Source organism: Bradyrhizobium genosp. P (assembly GCF_049949265.1).
In the GTDB taxonomy this organism is placed as follows: domain Bacteria; phylum Pseudomonadota; class Alphaproteobacteria; order Rhizobiales; family Xanthobacteraceae; genus Bradyrhizobium.
The window spans coordinates 9,532,747-9,549,397 of record NZ_CP188195.1 but is presented as its reverse complement, the minus strand read 5'-3'; the positions used below and the strand labels follow the sequence as shown (position 1 = coordinate 9,549,397).

The 16,651-nt window shown below is 64.3% G+C and carries 19 protein-coding genes; 14 read left to right on the top strand and 5 right to left on the bottom strand.

Going from position 1 to position 16,651, the window contains the following annotated elements; translation table 11 throughout:
• Positions 1-59: 59 nt before the first annotated feature.
• The 8 genes from ACP2YO_RS45910 to ACP2YO_RS45875 all read left to right on the top strand — a co-directional run bounded on the left by ACP2YO_RS45910 (position 60) and on the right by ACP2YO_RS45875 (position 9,078).
• Complete coding sequence (locus tag ACP2YO_RS45910) at positions 60-776, top strand: TetR family transcriptional regulator (protein WP_426437719.1); 717 nt, start codon at positions 60-62, stop codon at positions 774-776.
• A 46-nt stretch (positions 777-822) separates the two neighbouring features.
• A complete protein-coding gene (locus ACP2YO_RS45905; protein ID WP_426437718.1) occupies positions 823-1,581 on the top strand; it encodes an SDR family NAD(P)-dependent oxidoreductase in 759 nt (252 codons plus the stop codon).
• A gap of 183 nt (positions 1,582-1,764) precedes the next feature.
• Complete coding sequence (locus ACP2YO_RS45900) at positions 1,765-2,571, top strand: enoyl-CoA hydratase/isomerase family protein (protein ID WP_426437717.1); 807 nt, start codon at positions 1,765-1,767, stop codon at positions 2,569-2,571.
• A 42-nt stretch (positions 2,572-2,613) separates the two neighbouring features.
• Positions 2,614-4,485 (top strand): AMP-binding protein, encoded by a 1,872-nt coding sequence (locus tag ACP2YO_RS45895; RefSeq protein WP_426437716.1) that lies wholly within the window; start codon positions 2,614-2,616, stop codon positions 4,483-4,485.
• Between the two features lie 119 nt (positions 4,486-4,604).
• Positions 4,605-5,732 carry an acyl-CoA dehydrogenase family protein gene (locus ACP2YO_RS45890; protein ID WP_426437715.1) on the top strand — a complete coding sequence of 376 codons (1,128 nt, stop codon included), beginning with the start codon at positions 4,605-4,607 and terminating at the stop codon, positions 5,730-5,732.
• Positions 5,733-5,847: 115 nt separating this feature from the next.
• Positions 5,848-7,095, top strand: a complete 1,248-nt coding sequence (locus ACP2YO_RS45885; protein ID WP_426437714.1) for an acyl-CoA dehydrogenase — start codon at positions 5,848-5,850, stop codon at positions 7,093-7,095.
• A gap of 25 nt (positions 7,096-7,120) precedes the next feature.
• Positions 7,121-8,365, top strand: a complete 1,245-nt coding sequence (locus ACP2YO_RS45880) for an acyl-CoA dehydrogenase (protein WP_426437713.1) — start codon at positions 7,121-7,123, stop codon at positions 8,363-8,365.
• A 2-nt stretch (positions 8,366-8,367) separates the two neighbouring features.
• Entirely contained in the window at positions 8,368-9,078 is a 711-nt protein-coding gene (locus tag ACP2YO_RS45875; protein WP_426437712.1) for a nitroreductase, read from the top strand.
• Between the two features lie 5 nt (positions 9,079-9,083).
• Here ACP2YO_RS45875 and ACP2YO_RS45870 read toward each other — a convergent pair whose 3' ends face one another.
• Entirely contained in the window at positions 9,084-10,088 is a 1,005-nt protein-coding gene (locus tag ACP2YO_RS45870) for a helix-turn-helix transcriptional regulator (RefSeq protein WP_426437711.1), read from the bottom strand.
• A gap of 81 nt (positions 10,089-10,169) precedes the next feature.
• Between ACP2YO_RS45870 and ACP2YO_RS45865 the strand changes: the two genes are divergently transcribed.
• Together ACP2YO_RS45865 and ACP2YO_RS45860 are read left to right on the top strand one after the other, a co-directional pair.
• Complete coding sequence (locus tag ACP2YO_RS45865; RefSeq protein ID WP_426437710.1) at positions 10,170-10,814, top strand: glutathione S-transferase family protein; 645 nt, start codon at positions 10,170-10,172, stop codon at positions 10,812-10,814.
• A gap of 12 nt (positions 10,815-10,826) precedes the next feature.
• Complete coding sequence (locus tag ACP2YO_RS45860) at positions 10,827-11,264, top strand: DUF6157 family protein (RefSeq protein WP_426437709.1); 438 nt, start codon at positions 10,827-10,829, stop codon at positions 11,262-11,264.
• Positions 11,265-11,463: 199 nt separating this feature from the next.
• Here ACP2YO_RS45860 and ACP2YO_RS45855 read toward each other — a convergent pair whose 3' ends face one another.
• Positions 11,464-12,249, bottom strand: coding sequence for an enoyl-CoA hydratase/isomerase family protein (locus ACP2YO_RS45855; protein ID WP_426437708.1), 786 nt, complete (start codon positions 12,247-12,249; stop codon positions 11,464-11,466).
• 11 nt (positions 12,250-12,260) lie between these two features.
• Positions 12,261-13,373: a cyclic nucleotide-gated ion channel gene (locus tag ACP2YO_RS45850; RefSeq protein WP_426437707.1), complete on the bottom strand. Its 1,113-nt coding sequence runs from the start codon at positions 13,371-13,373 to the stop codon at positions 12,261-12,263.
• 298 nt (positions 13,374-13,671) lie between these two features.
• Between ACP2YO_RS45850 and ACP2YO_RS45845 the strand changes: the two genes are divergently transcribed.
• Both ACP2YO_RS45845 and ACP2YO_RS45840 read left to right on the top strand, forming a co-directional pair.
• The gene (locus ACP2YO_RS45845; RefSeq protein WP_426437706.1) at positions 13,672-14,340 is read left to right on the top strand and encodes a Crp/Fnr family transcriptional regulator; all 669 of its coding nucleotides are present in this window, start codon (positions 13,672-13,674) and stop codon (positions 14,338-14,340) included.
• 35 nt (positions 14,341-14,375) lie between these two features.
• Positions 14,376-15,278, top strand: a complete 903-nt coding sequence (locus ACP2YO_RS45840; RefSeq protein WP_426437705.1) for a DUF6537 domain-containing protein — start codon at positions 14,376-14,378, stop codon at positions 15,276-15,278.
• A gap of 29 nt (positions 15,279-15,307) precedes the next feature.
• Here the strand turns inward: ACP2YO_RS45840 and ACP2YO_RS45835 are convergent, their stop codons facing one another.
• Positions 15,308-15,523, bottom strand: coding sequence for a hypothetical protein (locus ACP2YO_RS45835; RefSeq protein WP_426437704.1), 216 nt, complete (start codon positions 15,521-15,523; stop codon positions 15,308-15,310).
• A complete protein-coding gene (locus ACP2YO_RS45830) occupies positions 15,504-15,740 on the bottom strand; it encodes a hypothetical protein (RefSeq protein ID WP_426437703.1) in 237 nt (78 codons plus the stop codon). The genes ACP2YO_RS45835 and ACP2YO_RS45830 overlap by 20 nt, the downstream gene beginning before the upstream one ends.
• A 230-nt stretch (positions 15,741-15,970) precedes the next feature.
• Here ACP2YO_RS45830 and ACP2YO_RS45825 point away from each other — a divergent pair, with 230 nt between their 5' ends.
• Both ACP2YO_RS45825 and ACP2YO_RS45820 read left to right on the top strand, forming a co-directional pair.
• Positions 15,971-16,189: a hypothetical protein gene (locus tag ACP2YO_RS45825; protein WP_426437702.1), complete on the top strand. Its 219-nt coding sequence runs from the start codon at positions 15,971-15,973 to the stop codon at positions 16,187-16,189.
• 96 nt (positions 16,190-16,285) lie between these two features.
• Positions 16,286-16,648 (top strand): PRC-barrel domain-containing protein, encoded by a 363-nt coding sequence (locus ACP2YO_RS45820; RefSeq protein ID WP_426437701.1) that lies wholly within the window; start codon positions 16,286-16,288, stop codon positions 16,646-16,648.
• Positions 16,649-16,651 lie beyond the last annotated feature (3 nt).

The window sequence follows — 16,651 nt, the reverse complement described above, 5'->3', positions numbered from 1 at the left end:
TTAACGGGTGGCTTCCCATTTAGTCAATCAATCAATTAACTCTTGAGTGCGGCCCCGCCATGGGCTTATGTGCGGCCTCGATTTCCCGCCGAGCCAGGATCACCGCGCAGTTGAATACCAGCGTACCGACAAGACTTCCGGCCGGCAAAAATGCCACCGCCGAAAAGCTATTGGTCGCAGCCAGCGAGCTGATGATCGAGCGCGCCTCGATCGACGTCTCGCTGTCCGACATCGCGCAGAAGTCCGGCGTCAACGCAGCGCTGGTGAAATATCATTTCGGCAACAAGGACGGCCTGTTGCTGGCGCTGCTGGCGCGCGACGCCGCGACCGAAATGTCCCAGCTCGACTATCTCCTGGCGCAACCGATCACGCCGACCGCCAAGCTCAGGCTGCACATCGGCGGTATCATCCGCGCCTATCACCAGTTCCCCTACATGAACCGGCTGATCCACTATCTCCTGCACGAGAGCACGCCGGATGCCGCCGACGAGGTGTCGAAATTCTTCGTGGCGCCGCTGCTGGAGTTTCATCGTCATTTGCTCGCCGAAGGCATCAAGTCCGGCGAGTTCCGCAAGGTCGATCCGGTGCTGTTCTACACCAGCCTGATCGGTGCCTGCGATCATCTGTTCTTTGGCCGCCACGCGATGTCGCGCGCGGTCGGTGTCGGTCCGGTCACCGATGAGGTCTGCCGCGACTACATTAAGCACATGGAAGCGCTGATTTTCGGCGGCATGCTCAATCCGAAGAATGAGACGGCGGCAGTCGCCGCCGGATAACAAGTTCGAAGTCTAGAGAAGAAACGCCCAAGGAAAGGTTGTTCCCATGCAATTGAAAGATGTTGCCGTTCTCATCACCGGTGGCGGCTCCGGCCTCGGCGCCGCGACCGCCCGCGCCATGGCTGCGAAGGGCGCCAAGATCGGCGTGATCGATCAGAACAAGGAAAATGCCGAGAAGGTCGCGGCTGAAGTGAAGGGTGTCGCCCTGCACGCCGACGTCACCAACGAAGAGCAGATCAAGGCGGCGATCGCCAAGGCTGAAGCGGCGCACGGCATCGCGCGTGTGCTGATGAACTGCGCCGGGATCGGCGGCTCGCAGCGCATCGTCGGCAAGGATGGTGTCTATCCGCTGGAAAAATTCGTCCGCATCATCAATGTCAATTTGATCGGCACCTTCAACGTGCTGAGATTGTTCGCCGAGCGCCTCGCGACCGAGGCTCCGATCGGTGAAGAGCGTGGCGTCGCGATCAACACGGCTTCGGTTGCTGCCTATGAGGGCCAGATCGGCCAGATCGCCTATTCCGCCTCGAAGGGCGGCGTCGTCGGCCTCACGCTGCCGGCCGCGCGCGATCTCGCGAGCCTGAAGATCCGCGTCAACACCATCGCGCCCGGCCTGTTCTTGACGCCGCTGCTGATGGGCCTCAACGAGGAAGCCCGCAAGAGCCTCGGTGCCCAGGTGCCGCATCCGGCCCGCCTCGGCGACGCCTCGGAGTACGGCAACCTCGCGGTTCACATCGTCGAGAACCCGATGCTCAACGGCGAAACCATCCGCCTCGACGGCGCCATCCGCATGGCGCCGCGGTAGGTCGAGCGGCTGCTTTCCCTCCCCCCTTGCGGGGGAGGGCGGCAGCGAAGCCTGCCGGGAGAGGGGTTCTCTCCGCGAACACCCCTCACCGAAGCGAATATGCGGCGCTCACGCACATGCCCTCTCCCGCAAGGGGAGAGGGCGCAATAATCGGCACCGCACCCGCAGATGCAGGAGTAACGCGTGTCTCAACCGCTGCTGATCGAACATCACGACGGAACTGATTGGGTCACGCTCAATCGTCCCGAAAGCCTGAACGCGCTCGATCCCTCGATGATCGACGCCCTCAACACTTATTTCCAGGGCCTGCAGCGCAACCGCGACACCCGCGTCGTGGTGCTGAAGGGCGCCGGCGGCAATTTCTGCGCTGGCCTCGACCTCAAGCACGCGATGGCTCGCCGCGGCGGGCAGACCGAGCCGCCCGGCGTCACCGAGTCGCTCGACTCGCAGCGGCGCATTGCCGACATCGTGATGTTGATGCGGCGCTGCCCGCAGCCGATCATCGCGCTGGTGCAGGGCGCCGCGGCCGGCGGCGGTTTTGCGCTTGCGCTCGCCGCCGACATCCGCATCGCCGCCAAAAATGCGCGGATGAACTGCGCCTTTATCAAGCTCGGCTTAGGCGGCTGCGACATCGGCACCAGCTATTTTCTACCGCGCCTCGTCGGCGTGTCCGTCGCCTCCGAGCTGATCCTCACTGGACGCTTCATCCACGCTGAGCGTGCGCTGGCTGTCGGTCTGGTCTCCGAAGTGGTCGAGACCGCTGATCTCGATGCCGCTGCCAACCCCTACGTCGAAGCCATGATGACGGCCTCGCCGGTGGGACTACGGCTCTCGAAGGAATGCATCAATATGAGCGTCGATGCCGGCTCGATCGAGGCCGTTATCGCAATGGAGGACCGCAACCAGGTGCTCTGTAGCCGCTCGGAAGATTTCCAGGAGGGCATCAAGGCCTTTCTCGAGAAACGAAAGCCTGTCTATATCAGGCGCTGACAGAAGATCCGCAAAGGACACGAAAATTCCGGGAGACGCAAAATGGATGGGAATGCCGCGGCGGTGATGACGAAGCCGGCGTTTCGCAAGGTGGACTGGCTGGCGCGCGACATCGCGGTCGAGCGGCGCGGCGACGGCACCGTCGTGCTGAAGTCGCGGATTCCGCTGCAGGCCTATGAGACGCATATTCCTGCCTCGCTCGCCAAATGGGCAAAGCAGGCGCCGGAGCGGACCTGGCTCGCGCAGCGCGGCGGCCCCGACAGGCAGTGGTGCAAGGTGTCCTATGGCGAGGCCAAGCGTACCGTCGATGCGCTGACGCAAGGCCTGCTCGATCTCGGCCTCGATGAAGGCCGCCCGGTCGCCATCCTCTCGGGCAATTCGATCGAGCATGCGCTGATGACGCAGGCGGCGATGCAGGCGCGCTTGCCCGCCGCGCCGGTGTCGCCGGCCTATTCCCTGATGAGCCAGGATCACCTCAAACTCAAATATCTGTTCAACTTGATCAAGCCGGCCGTCGTGATGGTGCAGGACGGTCCGACCTTCGAGAAGGCGCTGAAAGCGCTCGATCTCACCGGCATCAAGGTCATCCACGTGCTGCGGCCCTGCGACGGCATCAAGAGCGTGTCGTATGCCGACCTCGCGACGACGCCGCTGACGGCGGCGGTCGCTGAGTCGATCGCTAAGATCACGCCCGACACCGTCGGCAAGCTGCTGTTCACCTCGGGCTCGACCGGCATGCCCAAGGCCGTCATCAACACCCAGGAGATGATGTGCGCCAATGCGGCCATGATGATGCAGGTGCGCCCGCGTGTATCAGGCGGTCCGGTGTCGACCGTGCTCGACTGGATGCCCTGGAATCACACCATGGGCGGCAACGCCGCGTTCAATCCGGTGCTCGTCGACGGCGGCACGCTCTATATCGACGACGGCCGGCCGATGCCGGGCCAACTCGAGGAGACCATCAGGAATCTGCGCGAGGTGTCGCCGACCTATTACGCCAACGTGCCGGCCGGCTATGCCGCGCTCGCGGCGGCGATGGAGAAGGACGACGCGCTCTGCCGCAGCTTCTTCAAGAATCTCTCGATCATGGCCTATGGCGGCGCTCGGCTGCCCGACGATCTCTACGACCGCATGCAGGCGCTGGCGGTGAAGACATCAGGCGAGCGCATCGTGTTCTACACCGGCTGGGGTTCGACCGAGACCGCGCCGACCTCGACCGGCACCTATTGGGACACCGAGCGCGTCGGCCTGATCGGGCTGCCCTTCCCCGGCGTCGAGCTGAAGATGGTGCCGTGCGGCTCGAAGTACGAATTGCGGCTGCGCGGCGTCAACGTCACGCCGGGCTATTTCGGCCAGCCTGACCTCACGAAGAAGATGTTCGACGAGGAGGGCTTTTATTGCATCGGTGATGCCGGGCTGTTCGTCGATCCCGAAGACCCGCTGCAAGGCATCATCTTCGCCGGTCGTGTGGTCGAGGATTTCAAGCTGACAACCGGCACCTTCGTCCATGTCGGCTCGCTGCGCACCGACGCGATATCAGCCGCAACACCCGTTGTGCATGACGCACTGGTTGCGGGCCATGACCGTGAGTTCATTGGCCTGTTGTGCTGGCCGAATCTGCATGCCTGCCGTCAACTCGTCGGCAATCCCGACGCAACCTATCAGGAGGTGATTGGACATCCTGAAGTGATGGCGTGCCTCAAAAACGGTCTGCAAGCGCACAATGCCTCGATCACCGGCAGCAGCATGCGCGTCGCTCGCGCGCTCCTGATGGTCGAACCGCCGTCGATCGACGGCAACGAACTCACCGACAAGGGCTACATCAACCAGCGCGCCGGCCTCGAGCGCCGTGCTGATCTGGTGGACAGGCTTTACGCCGACAAACCCGGAGAGGACGTGATCGTCTTGAACTGATCGTGAATCGTAGGATGGGTTGAGCGCAGCGATATCCATCACTCACGCAACAAGAAACCGATGGGTATCGCTTCGCTCCACCCATCCTACGAAGTCAGCTTTAACCCGAGTGGACCGCCATGAATTTCGATTTCTCCGACGAACAGAAGCAGATGCGCGATGAGGCGCGGAAATTTCTCTCCGAGAAATGTCCGCCCAAGGCCGTTCGTGCGGTGCTCGACGGCAACGCGACGTACGACAAGGACCTCTGGAAGGGCCTCGCCGAGATGGGCTTCCTCGGCGTCGCGATCCCGGAACAATTCGGCGGTGCGGGTGCGGGCCATCTCGAGCTTTGCGTGATCGCGGAGGAAATGGGCCGCGCGTTGGCGCCGGTGCCGTTCTCCTCGACGGTCTATCTTGCCGCCGAGGCGATCCTGATTGCTGGCTCCGATGCGCAGAAGCAGAAATGGCTTCCGAAGATCGCCGCAGGCGAAGCGATCGGCACGCTGGCGCTGTTCGAGGGCAAGGGCAATCCATCGCCGAAGGCGATCAAGCTGACCGCCAATGGCGGCGCACTCAACGGTGTCAAGAAGCCCGTCGCTGACGGCGCGATCGCCGACTTTGCAGTGGTCGCCGCGCGCACCGGCTCCAGCGGGCGTGAGTCCGACATCTCGCTGTTCATCGTCGACCTCAGGGACGGCGGCGTTGAGGTCAAATCATTGACCAATATCGATCCGACCCGCGGCCAGACCGAGATCACTTTCAAGGACGCCAATGCCGAGCCGCTGGGCGCTGCCGGTGAAGGCTGGGGCGTCATCACCCAGGTGCTGGATCGCGCCGCCGTACTCACCGCATTCGAGCAGGTCGGCGGCGCCGACCGCGCGCTGGAGATGGGCCGCGACTACGCGCTGGATCGTATTGCCTTCGGCCGCCCGATCGGCTCGTTCCAGGCGGTCAAGCACATGCTAGCCGACATGTATGTCTCCGCGACGCTGGCGCGCTCCAATTGCTACTACGGCGCCTGGGCGCTCTCGACCAATGCCGGTGAGCTGCCGGAAGCCGCCGCTGCCGCGCGCATCAGCGCGACGCAGGCGTTCCAGCACTGTGCCAAGAACAACATCCAGGTCCATGGCGGCATGGGCTTCACCTGGGAGTTCGACTGCCACATGTACTACCGCCGCGCCAATGCGGTGGCACTCGGCCTCGGTAGCCTGTCTTATTGGGAAGATGCGCTGATCGATCGCATGCGCAAGAAGAACGCGGCGTAAATAATCGTAGGATGGGTGGAGCGAAGCGATACCCATCATGTGCGTGCGGCAAAAGAGATGGGTATCGCTGCGCTCCACCCATCCTACGAAGCAAGCGCGGCCGAGGATTGAGATCATGAATTTCGACGACACCCCGCAGGAGGCCGCGTTCCGTGCCGAGGCGAAAGCCTGGATCGCGGCGAATGCGCCGAAGCAATATGAGGACGAGCTGCGCAAGGCTTCGCTCGGCCGTGTCCAGCTCAAGGGCGCCAACATCCTCGAAGTTGCCAAGGCGTGGCAGAAGAAGAAGGCCGATGCCGGCTGGGCCTGCCTGCATTGGCCGAAGGATTATGGCGGCCGCGGCGCCTCGCCGATCGAGCGGGTGATCTGGCAGCAGGAAGAGGGCGCGTTCGGCCGCCTCAGCGCGATGTTCATCATCGGCCACGGCATGTGCGGCCCGACCATGATGGCGTTCGCCGGCGAGGAGCAGAAGCGCAGCTATCTGCCGCCGCTCGCTTCCGGCGAGAAGATCTGGTGTCAGTTGTTCTCCGAGCCCGCCGGTGGCTCTGACGTCGCCGGGCTGCGCACCCGCGCCGAAAAGCACGGCGATGAATGGGTCATCAACGGCCAGAAGATATGGACCTCGGGCGCGCACTACTCGGATTATGGCATCCTGCTCACGCGCACCGACCCGGCCGTGCCGAAGCACAAGGGCCTCACCATGTTCTTCCTCGACATGAGGAGCCCGGGTGTCGAGGTGAGGCCGATCAAGCAGGCGAGCGGCGCGTCCGACTTCAACGAGGTCTATTTCACCGACGTCCGCATTCCGGATACCCAGCGGCTCGGCAACGTCAATGACGGCTGGAACGTGTCGCTGACCACGCTGATGAACGAGCGGATGTCGATCGGCGCCGGCGTCTCGACGGGTTTTCCCGAGCTGTTCGACTTCTGCAACAGTTTGATGCTGGAGGACGGCCCCGCGATCGAGAACCCTGCGGTGCGCTCGAAGCTCGCGAACTGGGCGGTCAAGGCGAGCGGCCTGAAATACACCAGCATGCGCGCGATCTCGGCGCTCTCGAAGGGGGACCGTCCAGGACCGGAGAACTCGATCGGCAAGCTGGTCGCCGGTTCGATGATCCAGGACGTCGCGATGTACGCGCTCGATCTGCAGGGCGCTGCCGGCGCGCTGAACGCTGCTGAAGACGCCGAAGCCGCCGGCAAGTTCCAGGCGATGTTGTTGCGCGCACCCGGCACCCGCGTCGAAGGCGGCACCGACGAGATCATGCGCAATATCATCGCCGAGCGAGTATTGGGTCTGCCCGGCGACATCAGGGTCGACAAGGACGTTCCCTTCAACAAGATCCCGACCAAGGGCCGCGCGTGAGCGCGAAGAGCGAGAGAGGTTCGCCATGAATTTCGATGACACGCCGCAGGAAGCCGAGTTCCGCAGCCTTGCCCGCAAGTGGGTCGCGGCCAACGCGCCGACGCAGTTCGAGCAAGAGCTCTCGAAGTCGTCGCTCGGCCGCATCAGGCCGGCCAGGCACGACATGGTCGAGGTCGGCAAGGCCTGGCAGAAGAAGAAGGCCGACGGCGGCTGGGCTTGCCTGCACTGGCCGAAGGAATATGGCGGCCGCGGCGCTACCCCGATCGAGCGCGTGATCTGGCAGCAGGAAGAGGGCGTCTACGGCAAGCTGACGCAGCCGTTCCAGATCGGTGAGGGCATGTGCGGCCCGACCGTGATGGCCTGGGGCAGCGAAGACGCCAAGCGCCGCTATCTGCCGAAGCTCGCCTCCGGCGAGGAGATCTGGTGCCAGCTGTTCTCCGAGCCGTCGGCCGGCTCCGACGTCGCGGGGCTGCGCACCCGCGCCGAGAAGAAGGGCGACAATTGGATCGTCAACGGCCAGAAGATCTGGACATCAGGTGCGCATTATTCCGACTATGGCCTCCTGATAGCACGCACCGATCCTGATGTGCCGAAGCACAAGGGCCTCACCATGTTCTTCCTCGACATGAAGAGCCCGGGCGTCGAGGTGCGGCCGATCAAGCAGGCCAACGGCATGCAGGAGTTCAACGAGGTCTATTTCACCGACGTCGTGATCCCCGACAGCCAGCGGCTCGGCGCCGTCGGCGAGGGCTGGAGCGTGTCGCTGACCACGCTGATGAACGAGCGCATGTCGATCGGTTCGCGGCTGGCGACCGGCGTCCCCGAAATGTTCGAGTTCTGCTCCAATTTAATGTTGGAAGACGGGCTCGCGATTGACGATCCGGCGGTGCGCTCGAAGCTCGCGAGCTGGGCGGTGAAGTCGAGCGGGCTGAAATACACCAGCTACCGCGCGATCTCGGCGCTGTCGAAAGGCGAGCGGCCCGGGCCGGAAAACTCCATCGGCAAGCTCGTCTCCGGCATGATGTTGCAGGACATCGCCACCTACGCGATGGATTTGGAAGGCGCCGCAGGCAGTCTCACCGGCGTTGACGAGGAGCAGGCCAACGGCCAGTTCCAGGCGATGCTGCTGTCCTCGCCCTCGATGCGCATTGCCGGCGGCACGGATGAAATCCTGCGCAACATCATTGCCGAGCGCGTGCTCGGCCTGCCCGGCGACATCAGGGTCGACAAGGACGTGCCCTACAACAAGATTCCGACCAAGGGGCGCTAAGCATGGACGCCGCGACAAAGCCGCACTATTCGACCGAAGACCGTATCGGCGCGCTCGAGGAACTGCTCAACGAGCGCTACTCGGTGCGCGCGTTCGAGGCGCGCGAGGTGCCGCGCGAAATCATCGAGCATGTGCTCGCCGTGGCGCAGCGCACCGCGTCCTGGTGCAACAGCCAGCCGTGGCAGGTGTTGATCGTCTCCGGCGAAGCCAAGGAGCGCTTCCGTAAGGCGATCTATGCGGAGGCGTCGCGTGGCCTCGGCGAGGACTATGATTTCACGCCGCCGCGTGAATATGCCGGCGTCTATCTGGAGCGCCGCCGCGAGAGCGGCTTTCAGCTCTACAACACGCTCGGCATTGCGCGCGGGGATAAAGCTGCTTACGCAAAGCAGGCGCTGGAGAACTACAATTTCTTCGGCGCGCCGCATGTCGCCGTGATCCACACCAACGAGCCGCTCGGCATCTACGGCGCGATCGATTGCGGCGGCTATGTCTCGAACTTCATGCTGGCGGCGCAGGCGCTTGGCCTCGGCACCATTCCGCAGGCCGCGATCGCCCGCCACTCCGGCCTGATCCGCCGCCACTTTGGTCTCGCAGACGACCGCCGGGTCGTCTGCGGCATCTCGTTCGGCTACGCCGACCATGCGCACAAGGTGAACAGTTATCGCACGTCGCGCGCGAGCGTGGCCGACACCGTTACGTTCTTCGACACGTAACGCGCTCAGGCGCGGCGTGCCGTCGTAGCCCGCCGCCGCGGCGCCTCCGCGTAGCGCGCGGCCATCGCGCTGGTGAGTTCGGCCATCTTGTCGCGTAGCTCGCGCGGCTCGAGCACCTCAGCCTCGGCGCCGAGGCGCAACAGCTCGGTGGCGGCGTGCCACAGCGTCTTGCCGACCGGCATGGTGGCGATCCGCCAGCCGTCCGCGTCGGCGGTCTCGGCAAGGCGCATGCGTGCCTTCACATAGGGATGGGCCAGCACATCGAACAGTTTCATGCCGAACGGCGATAGCCGCACCGTGGCCTGGTTCGGATGTAGCTCGGCCTCGAGCCGCTCGATCGAGGCGCGCCAATAGGCGGCGAGGTCGAAATCGGCCGGCCGCGTGAACGTCTTGTCCAGCGCGGTGCAGTCGAGCACGCGCGCGACGCGATAGGTCCGCACGCTGCCGTCGACGTGGCCTGCGACGTACCAGCTGCCGCCCTTCAGCACGAGACCGAGCGGCGCCAGGCGGCGGCGCTTCTCGGCCTTCCAGCTCTGGTAGCGGATTTCGATCAGATGTTCGCGCAGCACCGCGCCGGCGATGGCGCGCAGATGTTTCGGCTCCTCGGTCTGGCCAAACCAGCCGGGCGCATCGAGGTGGAAGCGCTGCTGCATCCCCCTCGCGTTCGGGCGCAGATTTTCCGGCAGCGCCGCCATCAGCTTGGTCTGCGCGCCCGCCATCGCCGCATCGAGGCCGAGCGCGGCGGCAGCCTCCGGCAGCCCCGCCATGAATAGCGCCTCGGCCTCGCCTTGCGACAATCCATTCAGCCGCACCCGATAGCCGTCGAGCAGGCGATAGCCGCCCTCGGCGCCACGGTCGGCATAGATCGGGACACCAGAGGCTGCGAGCGCGTCAATGTCGCGGTAGATCGTGCGGACCGAGACCTCGCAGGCCTCTGCAAGTTCAGGCGCGGTGACCTGTCCCCGCGCCTGCAGGGTGGTGAGGATGGAGAAAAGCCGGCTCGCGCGCATGGATCGATCATACCTGACACAGGATGTCAGGTATAGGCGCGCATAAGGGATCGCGACCCGAACAGCGCAAGGAGATTGCCCATGACCACGACCGACCGCATCACGCTGTATTATTCACCGCAGAGCCGCGCCACCGGCGCACGGGTGCTGCTGGAGGAACTGGGGGCGCCCTACGATCTGCACGTCCTCAACATGAAGGCAGGCGAGCAGCGGCAGTCAGCCTATCTCGCGATCAATCCGCTCGGAAAGGTTCCCGCGATCGAGCACCGCGGGGCGCTGGTGACCGAGCGCGTGGCCATTACCATCTATCTCGCCGACCTGTTTCCGCAGGCCGGTTTGACGCCTGGGCTCAACGATCCGCGCCGCGGTCCGTATCTGCGCTGGATCGCCTATTACGGCTCGTCCTTTGAGCCGGCTTTGATCGACAAGTTCATGAAGCGCGAGCCCACGCCAATCTCGCAGTCGCCCTACGCCGACTACGACACCATGCTGGGTGCATTGGAATCTGCGCTTGCGAAGGGGCCCTATCTGTTCGGCGAGCAGATCACGGCGGCCGACATCCTCTGGGGCGGGGCGTTCAGCTGGACCATGATGTTCGGCCTGGTGCCCAGGAAGGACATCTTCGTCCGCTATACCGAGCGCATCACGTCGCGCCCGGCCTTCCAGCGCATTTCGGCGGCCGACGACGAGATGGCCGCCCTGCATGCTACTGCCGCAGGAGTGTGATAGGACGTTGCGATGGCCATTACGCTGCACACCACCAACTGCTTCAACACCTTGATCCGCGTTGCGGAGGATTGTCCCGCGCGCAACGGCGAGGAGCCGCAGCCGCGCGGTGGCAATCCGACCGTCGCCACGCTGCAATATCAGATGATCACCACCTCGCCGTACACATACACTTCCGACGACGTGGTGTTCGCGACATCGGCGCCAGGCCGTGCGCTCGAGACTAGGGCGACCAGGAAAGAGCGCAGCCTCGCCCGCGAGGCGTTCTTCTCGAAGGGACAGGCCTGCCTGCGCGCCTCGCCGCTCGGAAAACGCTTCGGCTGGGGCGTCCATGCCGATGCCGAGGGCCGCGTCGCGATCTATGCCGTCGACAGCAAGCGTTACCGAGCGCTCGCCGCGGATCCTGACATCGCGCAGGTTCGTGCGATGCGGAGCAAGCGGGCGAAGTAATCGATATGGTAGCGTTTGTGGATGAGTAGCGCATCATCAGACCCGTCATCCCCGCGCAAAGGCTTCGCCTTTGTCGCTGGAGGTGCGAGCTCTTGCGAGCCTCGAAGGATGTACGGCCACAGTGGGGCCGTCGCCCTTCGAGGGCCGCTGAAGAAGCGGCCACCTCAGGGTGACGGTACTGATAGCGTGATACGCCGAACTAAAACCGCGGCGGCCGCTTTTCGGCGAACGCCTTGATGCCTTCCTTGATTTCGTCGCCGCGCATGCTGTCGCGGTGGCGCTGGTCGGCGGCGGCCTCGTCGAGCTCGGCGCGGGCGAACTCGTTGATGGCGCGCTTCATGCCGGCCATCGCGACCGGCGCATTGCCGGCGAGGATATTGGCGAGCTTGTCGACTTCCTCGTCGAGGAACTCCACGGCGACCATCGCGGTGAGGTAGCCGATCCGCAGCATCTCGGGCGCCGTGATCCTCGAGGCGGTCAGGAACAGCATCTTGGCATTGTCGACGCCGAGCCGCGTCACATAGCGCTTGATGCCACTCCGGTAGTAATGCAGCCCGAGCCGCGCCGCCGGCATGAACATGTCAGCGGTATCGACCCCGATGCGGAAGTCGCAGGCCAGCGCCAGATCGGTCGAGCCGCCATAGACGCCGCCATTGAGCCGGCAGATCGTCGGTACGCTGAGATCCTCCAGACGGTTGACCACGACCTCGAACGCCGAGCCGGCGCTCTGCTGCGCGTTGGTGCTCACCGCACGCTCCGCTACTGAGTTGAGGTCATAGCCGGCCGAGAATGCCCGTCCGGTTCCGGTCAGCACCAGCACGCGGATCGCAGGATCGGCCTCGATCCGGTCGAACAGTTTGACGAGCTCGCCGAGGTCCTCGGGCTGCAGGCGATTGAGATGCTTCGGCCGGTTGAGGCGGATGGTGGCGCGCCCGCCCGAAATCTCAAGCACGGGTCCGCTGGCGGTATCGGCCGCATCAGGCATGGTGGTCTCCATCATTGGTTCTCAATCTCGCGCCGCTTCGCCTCGGCGTCGATGGTCTCGGCGAGTTCGGGATGCCGTGCCATCAACAGGCGGAAATCGACCAGGTCAAGCACCAGCAGCCGCGTGACCTTGGTGGTCGTGACATTGGCGCCGCGCTTGGCGTTGCCGAGCAGCGCCATCTCGCCGATGAACGCGCCTTCGCCGAGTTTCACCTTGCGGCCGGGCAGGTCGACCTCGACCTCGCCGGCCGCGACGAAATACATGCAGTCGCCGGTGGTGTCCTTGCGGATGATCATGGTCCGCGGCGGCAGGTCCATGGTCCGCAGCATCTGGGTGACGTCGGCGATCGCCGCGGGCCCGAGGGTGGCGAAGAACGGCACCTTGCTGACGGTCTCCCAGGTTTTCAGGAAATTGTCGCGCCGGGTCTCGGCGGCAAAACCGGTCGCGAGAATACCGGTCCACAGCCCGAATACGCCGAGGCCCGAGATCATCACCATCGCCGCGACGATGCGGCCGAGCGGGGTGATCGGCACCACGTCGCCATAGCCGGTCGTGGTCAGCGTCACTACCGCCCACCACAGCGCGGCCGGAACGCTGCCGAAGGTCTGCGGCTGCACATCGCGCTCGAGGAAGTACTCGGCGACGGAGGCGAGGAACACCACCATCAGGAAGATCACGAGCACTGAGAGCAGCGGGCCGGATTCGACCACGAGCACGCGCCGGAGCTGTCGCAGCCCCGGGATGCCCGGCACCACCTTGAGCACCCAGAGGATCGCGAGCAGCCACGCTGTCTTTGGCGCGACACCCGAGAGCAGGGCGATCGGCACGGCCAGCGCGCCTGTCGCGTCGACCAGCCCGGCGCCGGACAGCGCGTAGAACCACAGCCGGCCCCGCTGCCGCATATGGCGCAGCCGCACCAGCCATTCGAATACGAAATAGGCCAGGCAGCCCCACAGCAGCGCGTCGACCCAGTGGGCGGCCGCGTCATAGGCCGGCGCGACCGTCAGCAGGGTCATCATCGCGACGCCAAGGCTCACCGCAACATAGGCCGTCGTGGTCATGTTGCGGCCGGCGGTGGCGGACATGAATTGTGCCAAAACCGGAAGGACGGGCCGCTTGGACATCGGACGTATGTTGCCTGTCGATGGATTGCGTGAAACGGGACCGCGCAGGATGCCGGGCCGACGCCACAACCTGCCCCGTCGCGGGTGAGGCCGTCAACGCAGGCACGCCATTGGCGTTCGGTGCATTAGCCGAATGGCCGAGTATCCTCACCCGATTTTGCGCCTGCAAATGTGAGAAACCCGACAAAACGTCGCTTTTTCCCCGTATATCAGGGATGCGGTGGAGGAGGCGACCTCGGCCGCACTGCAGCGACTAATAGACTGTTATATTCACTTCTTGAGAATTGGTTGGTTTCCGATGGATACCTCGCACCTCGCGGAGCATGCCGGCGCCGCCGGCAGTTTCTTCGCATCGATCTTTGTGGTCGCCACGCTGTCGATGCGGACCATGATCCCGCTGCGTGTCTTCGCCATCCTGACCAACATCGTCCTGATCGTGACCGCGATCCCGACCCATAATTACGCGACGCTGATCCTGCATACCGTGCTGCTGCCGCTGAACACCTACCGCCTGCACCAGATGCTGCAGCTCGTCCGTGACGTGAAGAAATCGGTCAGCGGCGATCTCTCGATGGATTGGCTGCGACCGTTCACGACGGAACGGAAATGCACCGCCGGCGAAGTGATGTTCTACAAGGACGAGAAGGCCGACAGCATGTTCTACATCGTCAGCGGCCGCTTCCGCCTGGTCGAGTCGGGCATCGAGTTGCCGGTCGGCGCCATCGTCGGCGAGTTCGGCATGCTGTCGCCGTCGAACACGCGCACCCAGACGCTGGAATGCGCGGAGAGCGGCATGGTGCTCTCGGTCACCTACGACCAGGTCGAGCAGCTCTACGTCCAGAATCCGGCATTCGGCTTCTACTTCCTGCGCCTGGCCAGCGCCCGCCTGTTCCAGAATATCTCGACCCTCGAGCAGCGGCTGGCGCAGCACACCGCACCGCAGGTCGCGGAGCCGAAGCCTGCATGAGCCACTCATGAGCCTATTATGATGAGTCCGCTACGATGAATCCTGGAGGCAGCGCAGTGCCGGATGACGAAGGCCTGCTGGCGTCGCTCCGTTACCTGTTCGCCGACATTATCGGCGATGAGGACGACGGACCGCCGCTGCTGCCCGACGCCTGCCCGGAGCACATCGGACCGGCGGTCAACAACGCCATCCAATCGCTGATCACGTATCAGAGCGCCAGCTACGCCAGGCTCTATATCGACCGGCTCAAGCGCTTCGTTGGCCGGCGTGGCGTCGATGATGCCATGCTCGCCGATATCGCGCAGCTGATGGCCCAGCGCATGGCCTATGAGGATCCGATCCGCATCGCACAGCTCAAGCTCCACGAGCTCAACGAGGCCGGCTGTGCCCTGGCCGCGCGCTCCGCCGACGATGTCAAGAAATTCCGCCTCGACGAGTTGATCGACGCCCTGCCGGCGGTGGTCGCCGATCCCGTGCTTGGCGCGCTCGATCGGCTCGGCTGGCTGCGCAAGAGCGTCTCGATCCGCTTCAGCGCCAATAACCGCTTCAGCGTTCGCCGCTTGCGGATCGAGGCCGGGTTGAAGCGCTGGCGGCTGTTTTCGATACGCTACGCCAAGGAGCGTGTCTGGGTCGAACGCTGGCTGCACATGATCGATCGCAGTCTGACCAAGCAGCCGGGCTCGGCCACGGCGATCATCCAGACCGCGACCATGATCCGCGGCTACGGCGATCCATATCGTCAGGGCATCAAGGACTGGCACGCGATCATCGACGGGCTCGCCAAGCCGGTGTTCGATGGTGCGCTGGCGCTGCCCGACCTCGCCGGCGCGATCGCGGAAGCACGCGCCGTTATCATGCCCGATCCGCGGCAGGCCGCGCTGAAGCGCAAGATCGCGGAAATCCGCGCGCGGGTGCCGGCCAGTACATCGGTCGTTTGAAGGCCAAGAGCAGGCGCAGGTTGCAGTGGTTATTCCACTGCGGCGGTGACCTTGGCCAGTGCCTGTTGTCCAGCTTCGGTCAACTCCGAGAGTGTCGTCCTGCCGCTCTTGGCGCATTTGATGATGTCTTTGGCAACGCGCTTGCGCGTGACATGGTCCTCGCCGCACGGAACCTGCTCGCAGACGCGATCCAGCGCCGCGTTCATGATCGCAAGCGTGCGCGAATCAAACCTCTCCTCGATCATCGCAGCTCTCCCTGTGCGCATCTCCGGGCGCACGGAGCGTCAGCATCTCGCCGATCTCGATCACGGCCTCGGTCTGTTTTGCTTTTTTCATCAAGGCTTCGCGCTCGCGCCCCGGCGGCATCTTGCGCGCTGCGCTGCGTGCGTCCTCGGCAAATTTCTGCAGCCGCTCTTCGAATGAACCCGCGGGCCGCGACCTGTTGCGTCTCTTCTTGGTCATCTCGCCTCCGATGGTGCGCAAACATTTAGGCGGGTTCCCAGAGGCCGTCGTTAACCTATGACATTTCGCTTGGACGAAATCGCGCGCGGGACGACAGGAACGATTTGCCCGGACGCGCGTAACACCGATGCGTTCGCTGCTCGCCCCCCGAAAGCGGCGGACCACTCCGGTGGCGGGCCCCGGCGAATTTTTGTCGCCGGGGCCCGCCTGGTTTTGGGAGGACCTTCGCCATGAAACATTCCGCTAAACATTCCGATCACGGTATCGTCCGGGACGGTCAGGGCCAGGAGCAGCCTGCCGACAAGCGTCGCGCGCAGACGGCTCACAAGACCGAGCCGGAAAAATCGAAGCCGCGCGAAGCGACGCGGGATCCGAAACTGAGCGATCCTGAAAAAACGCCGGGCTCGGGCATGGTGCCCGGCGACAGAGGCGATCCGCCGACCGGCTAACCACTCGTCTTGCGCCCACCTGCTGCGACAACGCGGCAGGAACGATGATCCAGTTCGACTGTTGCAGGCACACGAGCGATTCAAGGGAGAGTTCGCATGGCAATGGACGACAAGGAAATGGGAAATCTGATCGGCAGCGACAAGGTCGAGGGCACTGCGGTGTATGGTAGCGATGAGCGCAAGATCGGTTCGATCGAGCGCGTCATGATCGACAAGACGAGCGGGCGCGTGTCCTACGCCGTGCTCGGCTTCGGCGGCATCCTGGGTCTCGGCAACGACCATTATCCGCTGCCGTGGCAGTCGCTGAAATACGACACCCGGCTGGGCGGCTATGTCACCGGCGTGACCGAGGATCAGCTTCGCGCCGCGCCGAAATACGGCAGCGACAAGGACTGGAATTGGTCCGACGCCGCCAGGACGCGCACGGTGAACGACTATTACGGTGTGCCGCTGGTCTGACGT

Coding starts and splice junctions, on each gene's coding strand:
- ACP2YO_RS45910 (WP_426437719.1), top strand. CDS start 60: ATGGGCTTATGTGCGGCCTCGATTTCCCGCCGAGCCAGGATCACCGCG.
- ACP2YO_RS45905 (WP_426437718.1), top strand. CDS start 823: ATGCAATTGAAAGATGTTGCCGTTCTCATCACCGGTGGCGGCTCCGGC.
- ACP2YO_RS45895 (WP_426437716.1), top strand. CDS start 2,614: ATGGATGGGAATGCCGCGGCGGTGATGACGAAGCCGGCGTTTCGCAAG.
- ACP2YO_RS45890 (WP_426437715.1), top strand. CDS start 4,605: ATGAATTTCGATTTCTCCGACGAACAGAAGCAGATGCGCGATGAGGCG.
- ACP2YO_RS45885 (WP_426437714.1), top strand. CDS start 5,848: ATGAATTTCGACGACACCCCGCAGGAGGCCGCGTTCCGTGCCGAGGCG.
- ACP2YO_RS45880 (WP_426437713.1), top strand. CDS start 7,121: ATGAATTTCGATGACACGCCGCAGGAAGCCGAGTTCCGCAGCCTTGCC.
- ACP2YO_RS45875 (WP_426437712.1), top strand. CDS start 8,368: ATGGACGCCGCGACAAAGCCGCACTATTCGACCGAAGACCGTATCGGC.
- ACP2YO_RS45870 (WP_426437711.1), bottom strand. CDS start 10,088: ATGCGCGCGAGCCGGCTTTTCTCCATCCTCACCACCCTGCAGGCGCGG.
- ACP2YO_RS45865 (WP_426437710.1), top strand. CDS start 10,170: ATGACCACGACCGACCGCATCACGCTGTATTATTCACCGCAGAGCCGC.
- ACP2YO_RS45860 (WP_426437709.1), top strand. CDS start 10,827: ATGGCCATTACGCTGCACACCACCAACTGCTTCAACACCTTGATCCGC.
- ACP2YO_RS45855 (WP_426437708.1), bottom strand. CDS start 12,249: ATGCCTGATGCGGCCGATACCGCCAGCGGACCCGTGCTTGAGATTTCG.
- ACP2YO_RS45850 (WP_426437707.1), bottom strand. CDS start 13,373: ATGTCCAAGCGGCCCGTCCTTCCGGTTTTGGCACAATTCATGTCCGCC.
- ACP2YO_RS45845 (WP_426437706.1), top strand. CDS start 13,672: ATGGATACCTCGCACCTCGCGGAGCATGCCGGCGCCGCCGGCAGTTTC.
- ACP2YO_RS45840 (WP_426437705.1), top strand. CDS start 14,376: ATGAATCCTGGAGGCAGCGCAGTGCCGGATGACGAAGGCCTGCTGGCG.
- ACP2YO_RS45835 (WP_426437704.1), bottom strand. CDS start 15,523: ATGATCGAGGAGAGGTTTGATTCGCGCACGCTTGCGATCATGAACGCG.
- ACP2YO_RS45830 (WP_426437703.1), bottom strand. CDS start 15,740: ATGACCAAGAAGAGACGCAACAGGTCGCGGCCCGCGGGTTCATTCGAA.
- ACP2YO_RS45825 (WP_426437702.1), top strand. CDS start 15,971: ATGAAACATTCCGCTAAACATTCCGATCACGGTATCGTCCGGGACGGT.
- ACP2YO_RS45820 (WP_426437701.1), top strand. CDS start 16,286: ATGGCAATGGACGACAAGGAAATGGGAAATCTGATCGGCAGCGACAAG.